Raw genomic sequence first — 16,134 nt, 5'->3', positions numbered from 1 at the left:
GCTTTGCGTCATCTCCCCGGATCTGGGAGGTGGCAAGCGGGCGGACCTGCTGCGCGAAGCGCTGGAAAAGGCGATGGGCCGTCCGATCGGCAAGGCCTTTGCCGAAAAGCACCGCAGCGCGGGCGTGGTTTCGGGCGACCTGTTCGTAGGCGACGTCGCCGGAGCCACCTGCGTCATCGTCGACGATCTCATCAGCACGGGCGGCACGCTGGTGCGGGCCGCGCGGGCCGCGCGTGGGCGTGGCGCCCGGCGTGTCTTCGCGTGCGTAGCCCACGGGCTGTTCATGCCGGGGGCCGAAACGGCGCTTGCCGACCCGGCCATCGACCGCATCATTGCCACCGACGCCGTGCCGGCGTTTCGTCTGCCGGCCGGCCCGGTGCGCGACAAGCTCGACATCGTGCCGGCGGCACCGCTGCTGGCGGAGGCCATCCGCCGGCTGCATGAGGACAAGCCGCTCACCGATCTCCTGGTATTCTGAAAACAGCTTGAGATTTAGCGCTGCTTTGCCTTTCCACGGCTGCCGAGAATGCGTTCGAGGCGCACGGCGTCGGCTGCGGCAAATGTGAGATAGACCCGGGCGAGGCGGGGCCATTTTTCCGGCGTTCGCGGATTTGCGTCGAGCAGATGCGCGATCGACAGCCGCGCCCGCAGCATCGCCCGATGGCTGCGATAGAACAGAAAAAGCCCGCTTCTGGCATCGTCGTCCAGGGCGTGCGCCAGGCGCCGCCGGATCTGCTCGGCAGCTGGCAGGCCGCCAAGGCGCTCGCATTCCAGATGCAGGAAGGCAATTTCATCGAGCGGATCGAGCGCCCGCAGTGTGGCGTCGAATTCCAGGCAGTCGATGATGGTCAAAGGCTCTCGCAGCCAGATGTGCTCGGGGCGGAGGTCGCCATGGGCATCGACGAACCGTCGCTTGTGAATCCTCTCAAGCAGCAGGGCGGAGCGTTTTTGGACAAACCGGCGCTGAACCTGGGCGATCCGTTCCACAGCGCCTTGCGGAAGGCCGAAGCGGGCGTTGAACAGCACGCGGCAGTTGGCGGCCAGTGCGTCCTGCCATCCGACCAGATAATGCGCTGGCTCAAGCAGGACTCGCGGCGCATGCGCGTAGAATGCCTTTAGCGTCGCGGCGAGCCGGTCAACCTGCGACGGTTTCAGCCAGCCTCCGTGCAAAGCCGCTTCAAGCGTCTCATTCTCCTGGAGCCGGCGCATCACCACCAGCCAATCCACGACAGGCCTGTCACCGCCGATCGCCAGACCCGATGTCGAAGCGGTCAGCGGCACCACGCCCAAATAGACATCCGGAGCGAGCCGGCGGTTAAGCAGATATTCCGCGCGGCAGGCAGCCGCGCGCCGGTCCAGGGTCGAAAAATCGAGATAGGCGAAGCGAACGGGCTTCTTGAGCTTGTAGACGCGTTCGCCCGCCATGAAGACCCAGGACATATGGGTCTCGCGTACGGCCATTTGTTCAGGCGCGCATACATGCGTTGCCGGGCAGCTCAGAAACCGCACTTTGTCGGCGAGGGTAGGCGCGTCCTGGCCGCCGGACTGCGGCAGCGTTTGCGATGGCTCCATTAAAATAAACTAGCCGGCGCCAGCCGCTTCGGTTTGACGCTGATCAAGACGGGTTCCAGCTCCAAGGGGTAGCGTTTGGCTGTCAGATGGAGGAACCGGCCCATGCCACAGGTTTCCCGGGCCAACGGTAAAGGCAAGAAGAAGGCGGCTATCCCATCGCGGGAGATACTGATCCCGCCGCTCAATCTGGCCGGCACCCTGAACCGTCCGGAAGGCGCCCGCGCCATGGTGATCTTCGCGCATGGCAGTGGATCGAGCCGGTTCAGCCCAAGGAATAACCGGGTCGCTGAAGCTTTCAATCACAGGGGAATCGCGACATTATTGTTTGACCTCTTGCTGCCCGAGGAGGAGGCCGATCGCAGGAATGTGTTCGACATCAAGCTTCTGGCTCAACGGCTGACCCAGGCGGTGCGCTGGGCGATGGACGAGCCGGACGTCGGCAATCTGCCGGTCGGATTGTTCGGGGCCAGTACGGGCGCGGCGGCGGCTCTTGTCGCCGCAAGCGAACTAGGTGATCGCATCGGCGCCGTGGTTTCGCGTGGCGGTCGGCCTGATCTCGCCGGTGACGCGCTGGCCCATGTCAAGGTCCCGACGCTTTTGATCGTGGGCGGTGCCGATTTTGGCGTGATCGAGCTCAACCAATGGGCCCTGGAACGCCTCAAGGGTGAAAAGACGATCGAAATCGTTCCGGGAGCCACGCATCTCTTTGAAGAAGCCGGCGCATTGGACTGCGTCATCGAACTCGCCGCAGACTGGTTCGAAAGCCGTCTGGCCGGCGATCGGCTTTCGAAAGCGGATGCACGTCGATGACGGAATTTCGGGACAGGGCGGATGCGGGCCATAGACTAGCCAAGGCGCTCGCGGAGTATAAGGGCCGGCACGCAGTTGTGCTCGCCTTGCCGCGCGGCGGCGTTCCCGTCGCCGCCGAGGTTGCCGCGACGCTCGATGCGCCCCTTGATCTGATCCTGGTTCGCAAGATCGGGGTGCCGTTTCAACCGGAACTCGCGATGGGAGCCGTGGTGGATGGCCTTGCGCCGATCGTCGTCCGCAACGAGGAAGTGCTGCGGGTTTCGGGCACCACGGCAAGCGAATTCGACGAGGTATGCGAGAAAGAGCGCGCCGAGATCGAACGCCGTCGCAAGCTCTATATCGGAGACCGGCCCCGGGCGGAGATCGCGGGCAGGGTGGTGATCGTCGTTGACGACGGCATCGCGACCGGGACGACGACAAGGGCGGCATTGCAGGCCATCCGCAAGCAGAAGCCGAAGGAATTGGTGCTCGCCGTTCCCGTCGCTCCGCGCGAAACGGTCGCGGAATTGCGTGGGGAAGTCGATGCCCTGATCTGCCTGGAGACGCCAGACCCATTCTTGGCGATCGGGTGCTTCTATCGTGACTTCCAGCAGGTCAGCGATGAGGAGGTCATGGCGATCCTCCGGCGGTTTCCGATCAAGGGCACGACTTCGATCAGCTGAGTCTTTATCCGATCGGCACCCAATGGTCGCCGTCCTTGACATAGGATCGCTTGACGGCGGCCCAGGCGATGCGGTGAGCGGCTTCTTCTTGCCTGATGTCGCCGGCGTGCGCCGCGAAGGCATGGTTGAAGGCCGCGCGATAGATGTCCTGCGCGTGGGGCGGAAGGTGGTCGCGGACCGATGCAGGAAGATCGGAATTGGTGCGGTACGGCATGGGTCTTCCCCGGGCGGTGAGGGTTGCCGATCAGGGCATGTCCTCGAATTCTTCCGCTGAATGGCCGAATTTCGACAGTGCTTCCTCCAGGTGATCGGCCAGCATCGGCATTCCCAACAGATAGGTGGCGGTTCGCTTATTGTGTGCGCGGGCGGCCTCGGCCCGAAGTTCGTCCCAATTTTCGATATCGCCGTCGCCGCGTCCGAGCCAGGTGAGGGCAACGAGATCGATCTGCTCGTCGTCGTTCAGGTCGTGGATGAAGCTCACCAGTTCAGCGCGGACCGGATCGTCGGGAAGGTCTTCCAGCACCGAGCGCATGCCATCGTCGCTGGAATTGGAGCCCGAATCCGGATCGGTGACGCCGTCTTTGGCGTCGAACTGGCGGGCTTTCGCGACGATGAAGTATGCTTTTTCCGGCGAGATTGACAGGGTTGGGAGTTCGGCCATCACACGCCTCACGAAACTTCAAATGACCGAAGCTTTATGAGCCTTCTTGCCCGGCCGGGGCTTGAGCGAGATCAATCGGCCGGGAATTCGGCGATGCGGTAATGTAGCGCTTCGATACGGCAGGTAAGACTGCCCGGATTGTCCCTCCGCAAGGATAAAGCCGGCAACCCGGCGTTTGATGCCGCCTCACGGGATTGGCCACATGTATCCTGCGACAAGCCCTCTGCTGACCGATTTGTATCAATTGAACATGCTCCAGGCCTACCTGGACCATGGCCAGATGGAAACGGCCGTGTTCGAGTTCTTCGTGCGCCGGCTTCCGGGGCGCAGGCACTTCCTGATGGCCGCAGGGCTCGAGCAGGCGCTCGACTTTCTCGAGAACCTGAAATTCTCCAACGAAGAGATCGATTGGCTGCGGCACAGCAAACGGTTCTCGAACGGTTTCGTCGACTACCTCGCGCGCCTGCGCTTTACCGGTGATGTCGATGCCATGCCCGAAGGCACTGTCTTCTTCGAGAACGAACCGATCATCCGGGTGATCGCGCCGCTTCCGCAGGCGCAACTGGTCGAATCCCGACTCATCAACATCCTTCACTTTCAATCTCTGATCGCCTCCAAGGCGGCGCGAATGGTTCTTGTGGCACCACGCAAGCAGCTGGTCGATTTCGGGTTGCGACGGGCGCATGGCGCCGAGGCCGGGCTGATGGCCGCGCGCGCCAGCTATCTGGCGGGATTTGCCGGAACGGCGACGGTTCTTGCGCAGAAGGAATTCGGAATTCCGATCTTCGGAACGATGGCCCACTCCTTCATCCAGGCGCACGACGACGAAACATCAGCCTTTTCGGCATTTGCCCATTCGCGGCCCGACCATCTGGTCTTGCTGATCGACACCTACGACACCGAAGCCGCGGCGCGAAAAGTCGTCAGGCTGGCGCCTCGCTTGAAAGAAGCGGGAATTATCGTGCGCGCGGTCCGTCTCGACAGCGGTGACCTGATCATGTTGTCGAAGCATGTCCGGCGCATCTTGGACGATGGGGGTTTGCAGGATGTGACAATCTTCGCAAGCGGCGGGCTCGACGAAGACGAGCTTGCGGGGATGATGGATGCGAATGCCCCGATCGACGGTTTCGGCGTCGGCACCAGCCTGACCACGTCGTCCGACGTGCCGGCACTCGATTGTGCCTACAAGCTGCAGGAATATGCCGGAATAGCGCGGCGCAAGCGATCCGCCGGAAAGGCCACTTGGCCGGGCCGCAAGCAGGTCTGGCGCAGCTTTGGAAACGACGGACGGATGGCCGGCGACGTGCTTTCGCTTCAGGACGATCGGCATACGGGCGAAGCGCTGCTGATCCCTGTCATGCGCAACGGCCAGCGCCTCGGCGCGCCGCCGACGCTGGACGATATCCGGAACAAGGCGGCGCGCGGGCTTGCCCAGTTGCCCGAGCCATTGCGCCGCCTGGATGAGGAGGCAGCAAGATTCCCGGTCATCGTGGCGGCGGGATTGATAGCGCTTGCGGAGCAGGTCGATCGTCGCACCGCGGCGCATGACGTCGCGGACTGATTACCTTTCCGCCATTCGACGATCTCGAGCGTCACTCAACTCGATCGTTACCGGACGATCTCGATCGTCGTGTTCTGCCGTCCGTGGCTCTGCACCAGTTCGAACAGCGTTCTTGCATTGTCGGGGCTCAATCTGACGCAGCCATGGGAAACCGGGCGTCCGAGGTTGCGGAGTTCAGTGGTGCCATGGATGGCGTAGCCGCCGCGAAAGAAGATCGAATACGGCATCGGCGTATCATCGTAGAGCCTGGAATAGTGCATCCATTGCAGCGAATAGGGCGTGAAGCTGCCGACCGGCGTCCGATAGCCGCGTCTGGCCGTCGATACCGGCCAGGTCGCGAGATTCGCGCCGTCGACCGCGACACTCATGGTTTGCCGCGAAAGCTGGATTCGGACGGCGATGCTCGCTTGTGCGGCATCGATCGCCGAACCGGTGGCCAGGACACACACTACAAGCAGCCGACAAAACCGGCTGCTTCGCTTACTCCGGATATACACAATCAGGCAGCCGCGTCCTTGTCAGCGAAGGTCTGCTGCCCGTGTGCCGCCTGAGGAGCAGGATCCTCCTCAAGCGAAAGCTGCTGCCTGGCGATCATCTTTTGCCAAAGCCGTAGAATGTTCTGTTGGGTTTCCAGCGCGATGAAGCAATGGCCTTCGCGGTCGAGCGCGCAGAATCTCGCGGTCACGTCGCCGCAGGCGTTGCTGAAGGCCTGGTTGATGATGTCGAGGCAGGCGACCACCTGGTTCGCATCCGGCAGGCGGGTGTGATGGGCGATGTCGAGCAGCCGGAACGCCTCGATGTTAGGCTGGCCGAAGATCGCGCCCTGCCGGCCGAGCTCGAAGAACACGTTGACGACAGGCAACACGCCCTGAATCTGTGCCAGGACGGCTTCAGCTTCCTTGTCGCTGCAAACCGCCAAATGCTCCCCATGGGGCTCCTCTTTCGGCTGGGACGGCTGGCCGAATGAGGCCATCACCTCGCGCTCGATCCAACGCCGGACCTCGGGCGGCGCGGCCCGGATCTGCTCCGTCGTCAATGTAATGCCAATCATGCTCGCGGCTCCTTGAAGCAAATCAAAAATGGCACCCTTCGGCGGCGCCAATGTTGATCGGGATCAATCTGCACGTACCCGGCCGCAGCGCCGCGTCAGCCGGGATCGCGCGGTACCGCCAACTCCGCTCATTGATCCAGAGCAAGCCGGCGTGAACCTGGGCTGCTAAAATTCCTCAATCGTCGTCTATATCTGCTTGATCGTGCTGTCATTTGTGGCTTCCGATTTGAACCGGAGAATGCAATGGAATCGGATTCATCGTCACAAAAACAGGCCGTTACCATCGGCTTTATCTTTGCCGCCGCCATCGGCATGGTGCTGCTGCAATGGGCGTTCACGACCTACAATACCATCGACACTATTCCCTATAGCGAGTTCGAGCAGCTCGTCGCCAAGGGCGGGGTCACCGAGGTCGCGGTCGGGCAGGATACGATCCAGGGCAAGTTGAAGGACAAGCTGCCGAGCGGGAAGTCGGCCTTCGTCACCGCCCGGGTCGATCCGGCGCTGGCCGAAAAGCTGGCGGCGAAGGGCGTTACGGTCACGGGGGTGCCGTCGGGCGGGCTGTTCCAGACGATCCTGTCGTGGATCGTGCCGGCGCTGATGTTCTACCTGATCTGGGTGTTCCTCGGGCGCAAGCTGGCGGATCGCCAGGGCTTTGGCGGGCTGATGTCGATCGGCAAGTCGCGGGCCAAGGTCTATGTCGAGAAGGATACCAAGGTCACCTTTGCCGACGTGGCCGGCGTCGAGGAAGCAAAATTCGAACTGCAGGAAGTGGTGTCGTTTCTCAAGGATCCCCAGAGCTACGGCCGGCTCGGCGCGCATGTGCCCAAGGGGATTTTGCTGGTCGGGCCGCCCGGCACCGGCAAGACCCTGCTCGCCCGCGCGGTGGCCGGCGAGGCCGGGGTCGCGTTCTTTTCCATTTCCGGCTCCGAATTCGTCGAGATGTTCGTCGGCGTCGGCGCGGCGCGCGTTCGCGATCTCTTCGAGCAGGCGCGCAAAGCGGCGCCCTGCATCATCTTCATCGATGAGCTCGATGCGCTCGGGCGCAGCCGTTCTCCCGGCGCGTTCGGCGGCTACGACGAGAAGGAGCAGACCCTGAACCAGCTGCTCGCGGAGCTTGACGGTTTCGATCCCAGTTCTGGCGTCATCTTGCTCGCGGCCACCAACCGTCCCGAAATCCTCGATCCGGCGCTCCTGCGGGCAGGCCGGTTCGACCGCCAGGTGCTGGTGGATCGTCCCGACAAGAGCGGCCGCGTCGCCATCCTCAAGGTGCATGTCCGCAAGATTCGGGTCGGCAAGGATGTCGATCTCGACAAGGTCGCAGGCCTCACCACGGGTTTCACCGGTGCCGATATCGCCAACCTGATCAACGAGGCGGCGATTGCCGCGACCAGGCGCAAGGCCGATGAGGTGTCCTTCGATGATTTCACGGTCGCGATCGAGCGGATCGTGGCCGGCATCGAGAAGAAGAGCCGCGTGCTCAGCAAGGACGAGCGCCGGCGGGTGGCCTACCACGAGATGGGCCATGCCCTCGTCGCCGCCAACCTGCCGGGCGTCGATCCCGTGCAGAAAGTATCGATCATTCCCCGCGGCGTCGGGGCGCTCGGCTACACCATGCAGCGTCCGACCGAGGACCGCTTCCTGCTCGCGGTCAGCGAACTGAAGAACCGGATCGCGGTCTTGATGGGAGGCCGCGCATCCGAGCAGATGATCTTCGACGGCGATGTATCGACCGGGGCCGCCGACGACCTGCAGCGGGCGACCGAGATCGCCATCGAGATGGTGACGAAATACGGAATGGACGCGAAAGTCGGCCAGCGAACCTACGCGCCACGGCCGCAAACCTTTCTGGCGGCCGCGCAGGACACCGTCGTCAGCGCAGCCGAGGCGACGGGGCGTGAAATCGATCTGGCGGTACGCGACCTGATCGAGGCCGGCGGCGCCACCGCGCGCGCCATCCTCGAGAAGCGCCGGGCCGATCTCGACGCGGGCGTGACGCTCCTGATCGCGAGGGAGACGCTGACCGCGGAGGAATTTGCCCCGTTGCGCCCGGTGGCGATGCAACAGAAAGCAGCCGAGTAAACAGTCTGCTTCTTGCCCGCCGCTTCAGGGTTGATACCGATCAAACCGGTCGACCGGCAGGGGGCGTAGGCTGTTGATGGGAATTGCTGAGATGTAGGAGCCATCGCCATGGGATCTCCGGCGTCCTGGGAAAGCCGCTCCGGCGAATTGAAGCCGTATGCCGCACTCCGCGCGGAAATGGTCGAGCGCAATATCGCGGCGCGCGGCGTGCGCGACGACCTTGTGCTCGACGCCATGCGCAAGGTGCCGCGCGAGTTGTTCCTGCCGAAGAATCTCCGCGAATTCGCCTACGAGGATTCGCCGCTGCCGATTGCCGGGGAGCAGACGATCTCGCAGCCCTATATCGTCGCCTTCATGGCGGAAGCATTGATGCTGAAGGGCGGCGAGAACGTTCTCGAGATCGGCGCAGGCTCCGGCTACGCCGCCGCTGTGCTGTCGGAGATCGCGGCCCATGTCTACACGGTCGAACGTCTCGGCCAACTCGCGGACAAGGCCGCAGGCCTGCTGGCCGAACTCGGCTACGACAATGTTCACGTTCTGCATGGTGACGGCACCAAGGGATGGCCGGAGCACGCCCCCTATGACGCGATTGTCGTGGCCGCCGGCGGACCGCAGGTTCCGGAATCGCTGAAGGAGCAGTTGAAGATCGGCGGACGGCTGGTGATTCCGGTCGGTGCCGATCAGCGAACCCAGGAACTGGTGAGGGTCGTCAGGGTTTCGAAAGACGAATATCTCAGCGAGGATATTGCCGACGTTCGCTTCGTCCCGCTGATCGGCGAGGAGGGCTGGGAAGGCGCGCAGGGCGAGGGCCGTGCGCCGGCGCGCCGGCCACTGCGGCCGGTTGCTCCAGGTGAGGAAGCGCTGGTGCGAAACCTCGCCGACGCCGCCGAATCGTTTGCCTCGATCGAGACCGCCGATCTCCATCCGCTGATGGCGCGGATCGGGTCGGCACGCATCGTGATGCTCGGCGAAGCGACCCACGGTACCTCCGAATTCTACCGGATGCGCGAACGCATCACCCGCGAGCTGATCGTCAAGAAGGGCTTCCGCTTCGTGGCGATCGAGGCGGACTGGCCGGATGCCGCCCGCGTCGATCACTATGTGCGGCATTTCCAGTATCCGCCTTCGGAGTGGACCGCCTTTGCGCGGTTTCCGACCTGGATGTGGCGGAACACCGAGGTGCGCGATTTCGTCAGCTGGCTGCGCAAGCACAATGGCACGGCGGAGGCGGGCGAGCGCGTCGCGTTTCATGGCCTCGATCTCTACAGCCTCTACGATTCGATCCGGTCGGTTCTGAATTATCTCGACGAAATCGATCCGGAATCGGCGAGGGTCGCCCGCGAACGCTATGGCTGCCTGACGCCGTGGCAGCGCGATCCCGCGACCTACGGTCATGCCGCGTTGACCGGATCCTATCCGACCTGCGAGGCCGACGTGGCGCGCACGCTCGCCGATCTGCTGGCGAAACGCCGGGCCTATGCTGAACGTGACGGCGAGCGGTTCCTCGATGCCGAGCAGAATGCCCGCCTGGTCGCCAATGCCGAGCGCTACTACCGCATCATGTATTACGGTTCGCGCGCGTCGTGGAATTTGCGCGACACCCACATGTTCGAGACCCTGAAGAACCTGCTGGCGTTTCATGGCGCGGATAGCAAGGCGGTGGTTTGGGCGCACAACTCCCATGTCGGCAATGCCGCCGCAACCGAGATGGCGGCGCGCGGCGAGCACAATATCGGTCAGCTCTGCCGCGAGGAGTTCGGCCAGCAGGCCTATCTGGTCGGCTTCGGCACCAACAGCGGGACGGTTGCCGCGGCGTCCGAATGGGATGGCCCGATGGAGGTGAAGAAGGTCCGGCCGGCGCATCCCAACAGCTATGAGCAGTTGTGTCACGCGACCGGGCTGGCCCGCTTCATGGTGGGGTTGCGCGGCCGGGGCGATCTGTACGGCCCGAAGGGTCTCGGCAAGGAACGTCTGGAGCGGGCGATCGGCGTGATCTACCGGCCCGAAACCGAACTGGCGAGCCATTATTTCCAGGCCAACCTGCCGCGGCAATTCGACGAGTATGTCTGGTTCGACGATACCCACGCCGTAACCCCGCTGGATACCGCGGAAATAAAGGGACTTCCGGACACCTATCCGTTCGGGGTGTGATCCGATCATGAGCACAGACGCGACTGCCTATGTTCTGAAGAAAATGGACTGGATGCGCGTTGAGCGGATATGGCCCAATGGCCTGCGCTATTTGTGGACGGATGCCTTTGGACTCGTCCTGCTGGTTTCGCTCTACGCGGAGTTCGGCGACAAGAAATTCCTCGACCAGGCCGAGTGGTTAGTCGCCGAGGTGGACCGGGTTCTCGGGCGTGCTCGCGGCGTTCGTATCGGCGAGGCGCCCGATCGCGATGGGCAGTATTTCCACTATTTGGCCGTCTGGCTGTACGCTCTCGCCGTGCTTGCCCGCTATCGGCCCGCATACCGGGGCAAAGGCATCGATCTCGTGCGCCAGACCCATCGCGCATTTGTCCTGCCGGGCCGGGGCGTGATCTGGAAAATGCAGGAAGATTTGTCCGGGCCTTATCCCGGCTATGGCCTGGGCGCGCTGGACGCGTTCGATGGCTATATCTCGTACCGGTGTCTCGGCGAAGAACTGCTGCGCCGGGAAATCGCGGAGATGAAGGCGCTGATCGATCAGGCTGCTCCGGAATTGTTCATCACCCAGGATCTGGGTCTTGGGATGATGTTATGGATGACCCACTTCTTCCCGGAAGAGGAATGGGCGGTGTCGCAGCGGGGCCGCTGCCTGAGGCAGCTCGACGCAATGTGGCGAAGAGGCAGCTATTTTTGTCGCGAACCGGAACTGCCCGACGTGAAGATTGCTTTTACCAATTATGGCGTCTCGGTCGGACTTCAGGCGGTGCGGGAAATGCCCCAACGCGTGCTGCGGCTGAACGAATTCTTCGATAGCTTCCGGTCAGGCGATGAATATGATCGCGAAGCCATCACGCATGTCATGGCCTGCAATTCGCGCTTCCCGGGATATTTCCTGCGCGACTTTCGCGGCTCGGCCGATCCCTCATGACGGCAGAAACCCGCAGGCGTTTTTTCGACGGAGATCGGGGACGACAGATCAATGACGAGGACCAAATGAACAAGCTCAGGATTCCGCATAACGCCTTCGTGTTTGTCGGCGACGGCCGAAAAGCCCTGTTCCTGCGCAACGAGGGCGACGAGAAATTTCCCAATCTGAAGACCGAAAAGGTTTTCGAGGACGAGAATCCGCCCAGCCACGCGCAAGGCACCGACCGGCCCGGGCACCTCGGCAAGGGATCGCAGCGCAGCGCAGTCGAGCCGACCGACTGGCATGATATCGAGGAGCATCACTTCGCGCGCAAGGTCGCCTCCGCCATGGAGCAGGTGGTCCGGGCGGGCAAGGTGAAAGCCCTCATTGTGGTGGCTCCGCCACGGACGCTCGCCGACTTGCGAAACGCATTCCATGCCGACGTGAAGGCCTGCGTCATTGCCGAAATCAACAAGGATCTGACCAAGCACCCGGTCCGGGAAATCGAGAAGCATCTCACGGCGGAAGCCTGATACGCGGTACCGGCACAAAGGAAGTTTTCGAAATGGCACCTCCCCGGAACCCTCGCAATTCTCCTTCCGAACAGACCGACGAAGCCCCGGGCCTGATCGAGAGCGAAGAGGTCGAGATCGAGCGCGACATCCCCGCCGATGACAATCAGCCGGTCGAGCGTACCGAGCCGCGCGAGCGGCCGGCGGCACCGGCCTTCGAGGAATGAAGGCGCCGCATATGGGCATTGCCCGACATTATGAGGGCGTGCCGGGCGCAACGACCGGTTCATCGTCGGCCAACCGGCCGTCGACGATGCGGATTTGGCGGTGCATCTGGGAAGCGAGGTGAAGATCGTGCGTGACCGCGACCACGGTTTTGCCGCGCAGCGCCACGAGATCCCTGAGAATTCCGAATACTTGCGTGGTGGCGGCGGAATCCAGGCTGCCGGTCGGCTCGTCGGCTAGGATGACGGGGGGATCGTTGGCGAGCGCGCGGGCCACCGCCACCCGCTGCCGCTGGCCGCCGGACAATTGATCCGGCGTCTTGTGGCGATGATCGTCGAGCCCGAGCGATGCCAGCAGTTCCTCGGCCCGCGCGGTGATGGCGCGCGGCGACAGTTTCGCCAGCGCGCGCATCGGCAGCGCGACATTCTCGGTGATGGTGAACTCCGGAAGCAGGAAATGAAACTGGAACACGAATCCAAGCCGCGACAGCCGCACCTCCGCGCGTTCGCCTTCGGTCATCCCCGTTGTCGACCGGCCGTCGATCAGCACGTCGCCGCTGGTCGGCAGGTCGAGCAACCCCAGCAAGTACAGAAGCGACGACTTGCCCGAGCCGGAAGGGCCGGTAATGGCGATGAACTCGCGCGGCATGATGGAAAGGGTGATGTCCTGAACCAGCGTCACCGGCACGATCCCGCCGAGGATTTTTGTCACCTTTCGGGCCTCGATCAGCGCCGTGCTCATGTGGCGCCCCGGATGATGTCGACAGGATGCAGCCGCGCCGCGGCGCGGGCCGGAAAATAACCGGCGATCAGGCTCGAGAACAGGGCGACGCCGGTCGCCAGCAGATAGTGTTTGGCCGAGTAGAGCACCGGCAGGTGGTTGTAATCGGAGAACGGCGTCTTGAACTCCAGCGACGCCAGCCCGCGGGTCAGGAGATAGCCGAGCACCCAGCCAAGGGCGGCGCCGACGAGGCCGACCAGCAGCGCTTCGAGGATGAAGATGGCCCGGATGGTCTGATCCCTGAAGCCCAGCGATTTCAGGATGGCGATATCGCGCGTCTTCTCGTGGGTGATGGTTGAGATGATGTTGTAGGTGCCGAAGCTTGCGACCAGGAGGATCGCGCCGACGATGGTGTACATCAGCACGTTGCGCAGCGTGATCGCGGACAAGAGGTCTTCCTGGGCCTCCTGCCAGGAAATCGACTTGTATCCGGTCTGCTCGCCGATCCTCTCGCTGATCAGCCGGGCCTGCATCGGGTCAGAGGTGCGCACACGGATTTCGTTGACGATGCCGGTCTGCTTTTCGAGGATCTGCGCGGTCTTGAGCAGCACATAGCCGGTGGTCTCGTCGGTGACGCGAAAGCCGGTGTGGAACGTGCCGACGACGGTGGAACTCATGGTGGCGCCCTCGGCGGATGCCAGCGTGATATTGGAATTGACCCGCGCGCCGATCTTGTTGGCGAGACGGTCGCCGAGCAGGATTGCGTTCGACGAGCGGTAGAGGGATTTCAGCGTTCCCTGCTTCATGTGGGTCGCCAGATTGGAGACATCGGCTTCGGTGCGGGGATCGATGCCGATGATCGAAACCGTCAGGTTGCGGCCGGCGAAGCGCAGCACGGCCTTCGACTGCACCGAGGGCGTCAGCGCGCCCGCCACCCAGGTCTGCAGCGATGCGATGGTGGCAAACGGGTTCTTGATGCCGGGACGCCGAACCTCCGGCGTGAGGCCGTGAAATTCGACCGCCGCATAGGTCATCTCGGCCGGCTGCCGCGTCGGCTGACGTAGCTCGTCGGTCACCGAAATATGCGGCAGCGCGTCGACCAGGGTCTTGATGAAGTCATCTTGCGATCCCTCCATCATCGCCGCCATCATGATGGAAAAGCCGACCCCTGTCATGACGCCCAGGATCGCCACCAGCGTCTGACGGGCGCGGTAGCGGACATGGGTCCAGGCGATGGTCAGGATCAGGTTCATGGCGAGGCCTGCTCGCTCAGCACCGGCCGGACCCGGGACCCGTTCTTGATGTTGGTGGTGGCAGGGGAGGCGACCAGTTCGCCCTCGCTGGCGCCATGGACGATCTCGACAAAGCCGGTGCCGCGAATGCCGATCTCGACCTTGCGCAAGCGCGCGCGGTCGTTTTCGATCGTCAGCAGGTTGTTGTCGACCACGGCATTGGCGGGGACGAGAAGTACGTCGGGCTTTTCCCGGCTGACGATATTCGCCTCGACGCTCATTCCCACCCGCAGCGGGGTGTCGTCGGGCAGGCCGATCCTGACGCGGAACGTCTTGGAGACGGGATCGCCGGCCGGCGTGATCTGCTTGACGAAGCCGGCCAGAACTTGGCCGGCGAAAGCGTCGGTGCGCAGCAGCGCCTTCTGGCCGACCTGAACGCGGGGAATGTCTTCCTCGTTGACGTCGGCCACGACCCATAGCGGCCTTTCCAGGCCGATGCGGTAGAGGATGGTGCCGGGGTCGACCATGTCGCCGACCTCTCCGTCTTCCTTCAGCACGGTGCCGTCCATCGGCGACACCAGCTTGTAGTATTCCAGCCGCTGGGCTTGCGCGGCGATCTGCGCCTGGATGCGCGCCAGGTCGCTCTCGGAGCGCTGATAGGCCTGCGAGGTCGCTACCCCGCGCGCCAGCAATTGCGACTGGCGATCGAATTCCCGGCGCTGGAACTCCTCCAGCGCGCGCAGGTCGTTCAGCGTGGCCAGCGCTTCCTTGTCGTCGAGGCGCGCGAGCAGATCGCCCTTCTGGACGGTCTTGCCCTCGCAGCGGCAGCGTTCGACGATGCGGCCGCGCACCAGCGGGGTCGAGCGGGACCACGTTTCGGGTTCGACCGCCCCGGTCGCATAGACGATTTCCGCCGCATTGCCGCGGGTGACCCGGGCGACCGTAATGGCCGGTCCGCGCGACAGCCACCAGACGATCGCCGCCAGCGCGACGATGATGGCGGCCGCGATCAGGAGTTTCGGGGCAGACAGACGGCGAACGGGAGCGGCCTGCGCGGGCGCGGCTTCCGGGACTTCGGTCGGTGCAACTCTCATGTCCATGATCGTTTTGGCCGTTGCGTCGATGAAAGCGTTCCGCCATTGGCGTGCAGCGCGCGGGGATCAGTGGACCAGCAGCACGCAGGCAGAGCCTTGTTGCAGCAAATGACGCGTGACCCCGCCGAAGATCCATTCCTGCAAACGGGCATGTCCGTAAGCACCGGCCACGATGATATCGATCCGGGCCTCCGAGGCGATGGCATCCAGCTGGCTGCCGGCGTCACCGGCCGACAGTTCGACCCGCGCCGACGCCTGCACATTGTGGCGCAACAGCCAGTTGGCCACGTCGGCAACGCGCGCCGTCGCGGCGTCGCGCCCACCTTCCTCGGCCACGATCTCGATGATCGTCAAATCGGTGGCTTTTCTCAGCAGCGGCAGGGCGGCCGAAATCGCCTTGCGGGATTCGGCGGTATCCTTCCAGGCTACCAGAACGCGATCCAGCGCCAGGCTGGTGCGGCGGGGCGGCACCACCAATACCGGACGACCGGCTTTCATGACGGCATCGCCGATATCGAGCAACTGATGCGGACCGAGAGCCGTGTAGTTTTCCGAACGGCCAACCACCAGCAAATCCGCCGCGCGCGCCTCGGCGGCGAGGAAGTCCGCAGGGTATGCGGCAGCGGAGCGCCATTCCAGCGAGCCGGCAAAATCCTTGAGCGCCGATCGAAAGCGGGCTTCGCAGCGGCCGATAGCCTGCTTGAGTTGCTCGTAGTCGACTTCGAGCACGCTCGAGGCGATCATGCCGTCGGCATGAATCGGCGCGGCCGGAAGTCCGGCCGTGACGCCGATCACCCTGGATTTGAATCGACCGGCCAGTTCGGATGCGGCCCGCAAGGCAGGCTCGCTGCCTTGTTCGAGGTCGAGATACACCATCAGGGATCGATAGGTCACGCC

Annotated in this window: 18 protein-coding genes; 9 read left to right on the top strand and 9 right to left on the bottom strand. The window is 63.5% G+C overall.

From position 1 onward, the window contains the following. Positions 1–478 (top strand): phosphoribosyltransferase family protein (locus QZ213_RS02735; RefSeq protein WP_291684511.1); only part of this gene is annotated, 478 nt, incomplete at its 5' end. Between the two features lie 14 nt (positions 479–492). On the opposite strand, the gene QZ213_RS02730 is transcribed toward QZ213_RS02735, so the two are convergent. Further along, positions 493–1,425: a hypothetical protein gene (locus QZ213_RS02730; protein ID WP_291684510.1), complete on the bottom strand. Its 933-nt coding sequence runs from the start codon at positions 1,423–1,425 to the stop codon at positions 493–495. Positions 1,426–1,674: 249 nt separating this feature from the next. On the opposite strand from QZ213_RS02730, the gene QZ213_RS02725 reads away from it, so the two are divergent. Both QZ213_RS02725 and QZ213_RS02720 read left to right on the top strand, forming a co-directional pair. After that, entirely contained in the window at positions 1,675–2,382 is a 708-nt protein-coding gene (locus QZ213_RS02725) for an alpha/beta family hydrolase (RefSeq protein ID WP_291684509.1), read from the top strand. Further along, entirely contained in the window at positions 2,379–3,044 is a 666-nt protein-coding gene (locus QZ213_RS02720; protein WP_291684508.1) for a phosphoribosyltransferase, read from the top strand. The genes QZ213_RS02725 and QZ213_RS02720 overlap by 4 nt, the downstream gene beginning before the upstream one ends. A gap of 4 nt (positions 3,045–3,048) precedes the next feature. Here the strand turns inward: QZ213_RS02720 and QZ213_RS02715 are convergent, their stop codons facing one another. Together QZ213_RS02715 and QZ213_RS02710 are read right to left on the bottom strand one after the other, a co-directional pair. Next, complete coding sequence (locus QZ213_RS02715) at positions 3,049–3,258, bottom strand: ChaB family protein (RefSeq protein ID WP_291684507.1); 210 nt, start codon at positions 3,256–3,258, stop codon at positions 3,049–3,051. Positions 3,259–3,288: 30 nt separating this feature from the next. Then, positions 3,289–3,705, bottom strand: coding sequence for a DUF3775 domain-containing protein (locus QZ213_RS02710; RefSeq protein ID WP_291684506.1), 417 nt, complete (start codon positions 3,703–3,705; stop codon positions 3,289–3,291). Between the two features lie 178 nt (positions 3,706–3,883). Between QZ213_RS02710 and QZ213_RS02705 the strand changes: the two genes are divergently transcribed. Further along, positions 3,884–5,266: a nicotinate phosphoribosyltransferase gene (locus QZ213_RS02705; protein WP_365884965.1), complete on the top strand. Its 1,383-nt coding sequence runs from the start codon at positions 3,884–3,886 to the stop codon at positions 5,264–5,266. Positions 5,267–5,313: 47 nt separating this feature from the next. Here QZ213_RS02705 and QZ213_RS02700 read toward each other — a convergent pair whose 3' ends face one another. Together QZ213_RS02700 and QZ213_RS02695 are read right to left on the bottom strand one after the other, a co-directional pair. Further along, positions 5,314–5,715, bottom strand: a complete 402-nt coding sequence (locus QZ213_RS02700) for a L,D-transpeptidase (protein WP_291684504.1) — start codon at positions 5,713–5,715, stop codon at positions 5,314–5,316. A 50-nt stretch (positions 5,716–5,765) separates the two neighbouring features. After that, the gene (locus QZ213_RS02695) at positions 5,766–6,368 is read right to left on the bottom strand and encodes a hypothetical protein (protein WP_291684503.1); all 603 of its coding nucleotides are present in this window, start codon (positions 6,366–6,368) and stop codon (positions 5,766–5,768) included. 192 nt (positions 6,369–6,560) lie between these two features. On the opposite strand from QZ213_RS02695, the gene ftsH reads away from it, so the two are divergent. From ftsH to QZ213_RS02670, 5 genes are all read left to right on the top strand, one after another. Continuing rightward, a complete protein-coding gene (ftsH, locus tag QZ213_RS02690; protein ID WP_291684502.1) occupies positions 6,561–8,399 on the top strand; it encodes an ATP-dependent zinc metalloprotease FtsH in 1,839 nt (612 codons plus the stop codon). 108 nt (positions 8,400–8,507) lie between these two features. Beyond that, entirely contained in the window at positions 8,508–10,550 is a 2,043-nt protein-coding gene (locus QZ213_RS02685) for a protein-L-isoaspartate(D-aspartate) O-methyltransferase (protein WP_291684501.1), read from the top strand. A gap of 7 nt (positions 10,551–10,557) precedes the next feature. Next, the gene (locus tag QZ213_RS02680; protein WP_291684500.1) at positions 10,558–11,475 is read left to right on the top strand and encodes a hypothetical protein; all 918 of its coding nucleotides are present in this window, start codon (positions 10,558–10,560) and stop codon (positions 11,473–11,475) included. A gap of 65 nt (positions 11,476–11,540) precedes the next feature. Continuing rightward, complete coding sequence (locus tag QZ213_RS02675) at positions 11,541–11,987, top strand: host attachment protein (protein WP_291684499.1); 447 nt, start codon at positions 11,541–11,543, stop codon at positions 11,985–11,987. 32 nt (positions 11,988–12,019) lie between these two features. After that, a complete protein-coding gene (locus QZ213_RS02670; RefSeq protein ID WP_291684498.1) occupies positions 12,020–12,193 on the top strand; it encodes a hypothetical protein in 174 nt (57 codons plus the stop codon). A 28-nt stretch (positions 12,194–12,221) separates the two neighbouring features. Here QZ213_RS02670 and QZ213_RS02665 read toward each other — a convergent pair whose 3' ends face one another. From QZ213_RS02665 to QZ213_RS02650, 4 genes are all read right to left on the bottom strand, one after another. Beyond that, the gene (locus tag QZ213_RS02665) at positions 12,222–12,932 is read right to left on the bottom strand and encodes an ABC transporter ATP-binding protein (RefSeq protein ID WP_291684497.1); all 711 of its coding nucleotides are present in this window, start codon (positions 12,930–12,932) and stop codon (positions 12,222–12,224) included. Further along, the gene (locus QZ213_RS02660; protein WP_291684496.1) at positions 12,929–14,164 is read right to left on the bottom strand and encodes an ABC transporter permease; all 1,236 of its coding nucleotides are present in this window, start codon (positions 14,162–14,164) and stop codon (positions 12,929–12,931) included. Before QZ213_RS02660 ends, QZ213_RS02665 begins: the two co-directional genes overlap by 4 nt. Beyond that, a complete protein-coding gene (locus QZ213_RS02655; protein ID WP_291684495.1) occupies positions 14,161–15,237 on the bottom strand; it encodes an efflux RND transporter periplasmic adaptor subunit in 1,077 nt (358 codons plus the stop codon). Before QZ213_RS02655 ends, QZ213_RS02660 begins: the two co-directional genes overlap by 4 nt. A 66-nt stretch (positions 15,238–15,303) precedes the next feature. Continuing rightward, positions 15,304–16,131 (bottom strand): universal stress protein, encoded by an 828-nt coding sequence (locus QZ213_RS02650; protein ID WP_291684494.1) that lies wholly within the window; start codon positions 16,129–16,131, stop codon positions 15,304–15,306. Positions 16,132–16,134 lie beyond the last annotated feature (3 nt).

It is taken from the genome of Bradyrhizobium sp., assembly GCF_017881085.1.
Lineage (GTDB): Bacteria > Pseudomonadota > Alphaproteobacteria > Rhizobiales > Xanthobacteraceae > Bradyrhizobium.
Note: the sequence above shows the minus strand (reverse complement) of the source record. Positions and strands in the feature narration are given on the sequence as shown.

What these genes read in the sequence shown, in the direction of transcription:
- QZ213_RS02655 (WP_291684495.1), bottom strand. Translation starts at nt 15,237, where the DNA reads ATGAGAGTTGCACCGACCGAAGTCCCGGAAGCCGCGCCCGCGCAGGCC.
- QZ213_RS02685 (WP_291684501.1), top strand. Translation starts at nt 8,508, where the DNA reads ATGGGATCTCCGGCGTCCTGGGAAAGCCGCTCCGGCGAATTGAAGCCG.
- QZ213_RS02710 (WP_291684506.1), bottom strand. Translation starts at nt 3,705, where the DNA reads ATGGCCGAACTCCCAACCCTGTCAATCTCGCCGGAAAAAGCATACTTC.
- QZ213_RS02680 (WP_291684500.1), top strand. Translation starts at nt 10,558, where the DNA reads ATGAGCACAGACGCGACTGCCTATGTTCTGAAGAAAATGGACTGGATG.
- QZ213_RS02660 (WP_291684496.1), bottom strand. Translation starts at nt 14,164, where the DNA reads ATGAACCTGATCCTGACCATCGCCTGGACCCATGTCCGCTACCGCGCC.
- QZ213_RS02665 (WP_291684497.1), bottom strand. Translation starts at nt 12,932, where the DNA reads ATGAGCACGGCGCTGATCGAGGCCCGAAAGGTGACAAAAATCCTCGGC.
- QZ213_RS02670 (WP_291684498.1), top strand. Translation starts at nt 12,020, where the DNA reads ATGGCACCTCCCCGGAACCCTCGCAATTCTCCTTCCGAACAGACCGAC.
- ftsH (WP_291684502.1), top strand. Translation starts at nt 6,561, where the DNA reads ATGGAATCGGATTCATCGTCACAAAAACAGGCCGTTACCATCGGCTTT.
- QZ213_RS02720 (WP_291684508.1), top strand. Translation starts at nt 2,379, where the DNA reads ATGACGGAATTTCGGGACAGGGCGGATGCGGGCCATAGACTAGCCAAG.
- QZ213_RS02705 (WP_365884965.1), top strand. Translation starts at nt 3,884, where the DNA reads ATGCCGCCTCACGGGATTGGCCACATGTATCCTGCGACAAGCCCTCTG.
- QZ213_RS02730 (WP_291684510.1), bottom strand. Translation starts at nt 1,425, where the DNA reads ATGGCGGGCGAACGCGTCTACAAGCTCAAGAAGCCCGTTCGCTTCGCC.
- QZ213_RS02715 (WP_291684507.1), bottom strand. Translation starts at nt 3,258, where the DNA reads ATGCCGTACCGCACCAATTCCGATCTTCCTGCATCGGTCCGCGACCAC.
- QZ213_RS02725 (WP_291684509.1), top strand. Translation starts at nt 1,675, where the DNA reads ATGCCACAGGTTTCCCGGGCCAACGGTAAAGGCAAGAAGAAGGCGGCT.
- QZ213_RS02675 (WP_291684499.1), top strand. Translation starts at nt 11,541, where the DNA reads ATGAACAAGCTCAGGATTCCGCATAACGCCTTCGTGTTTGTCGGCGAC.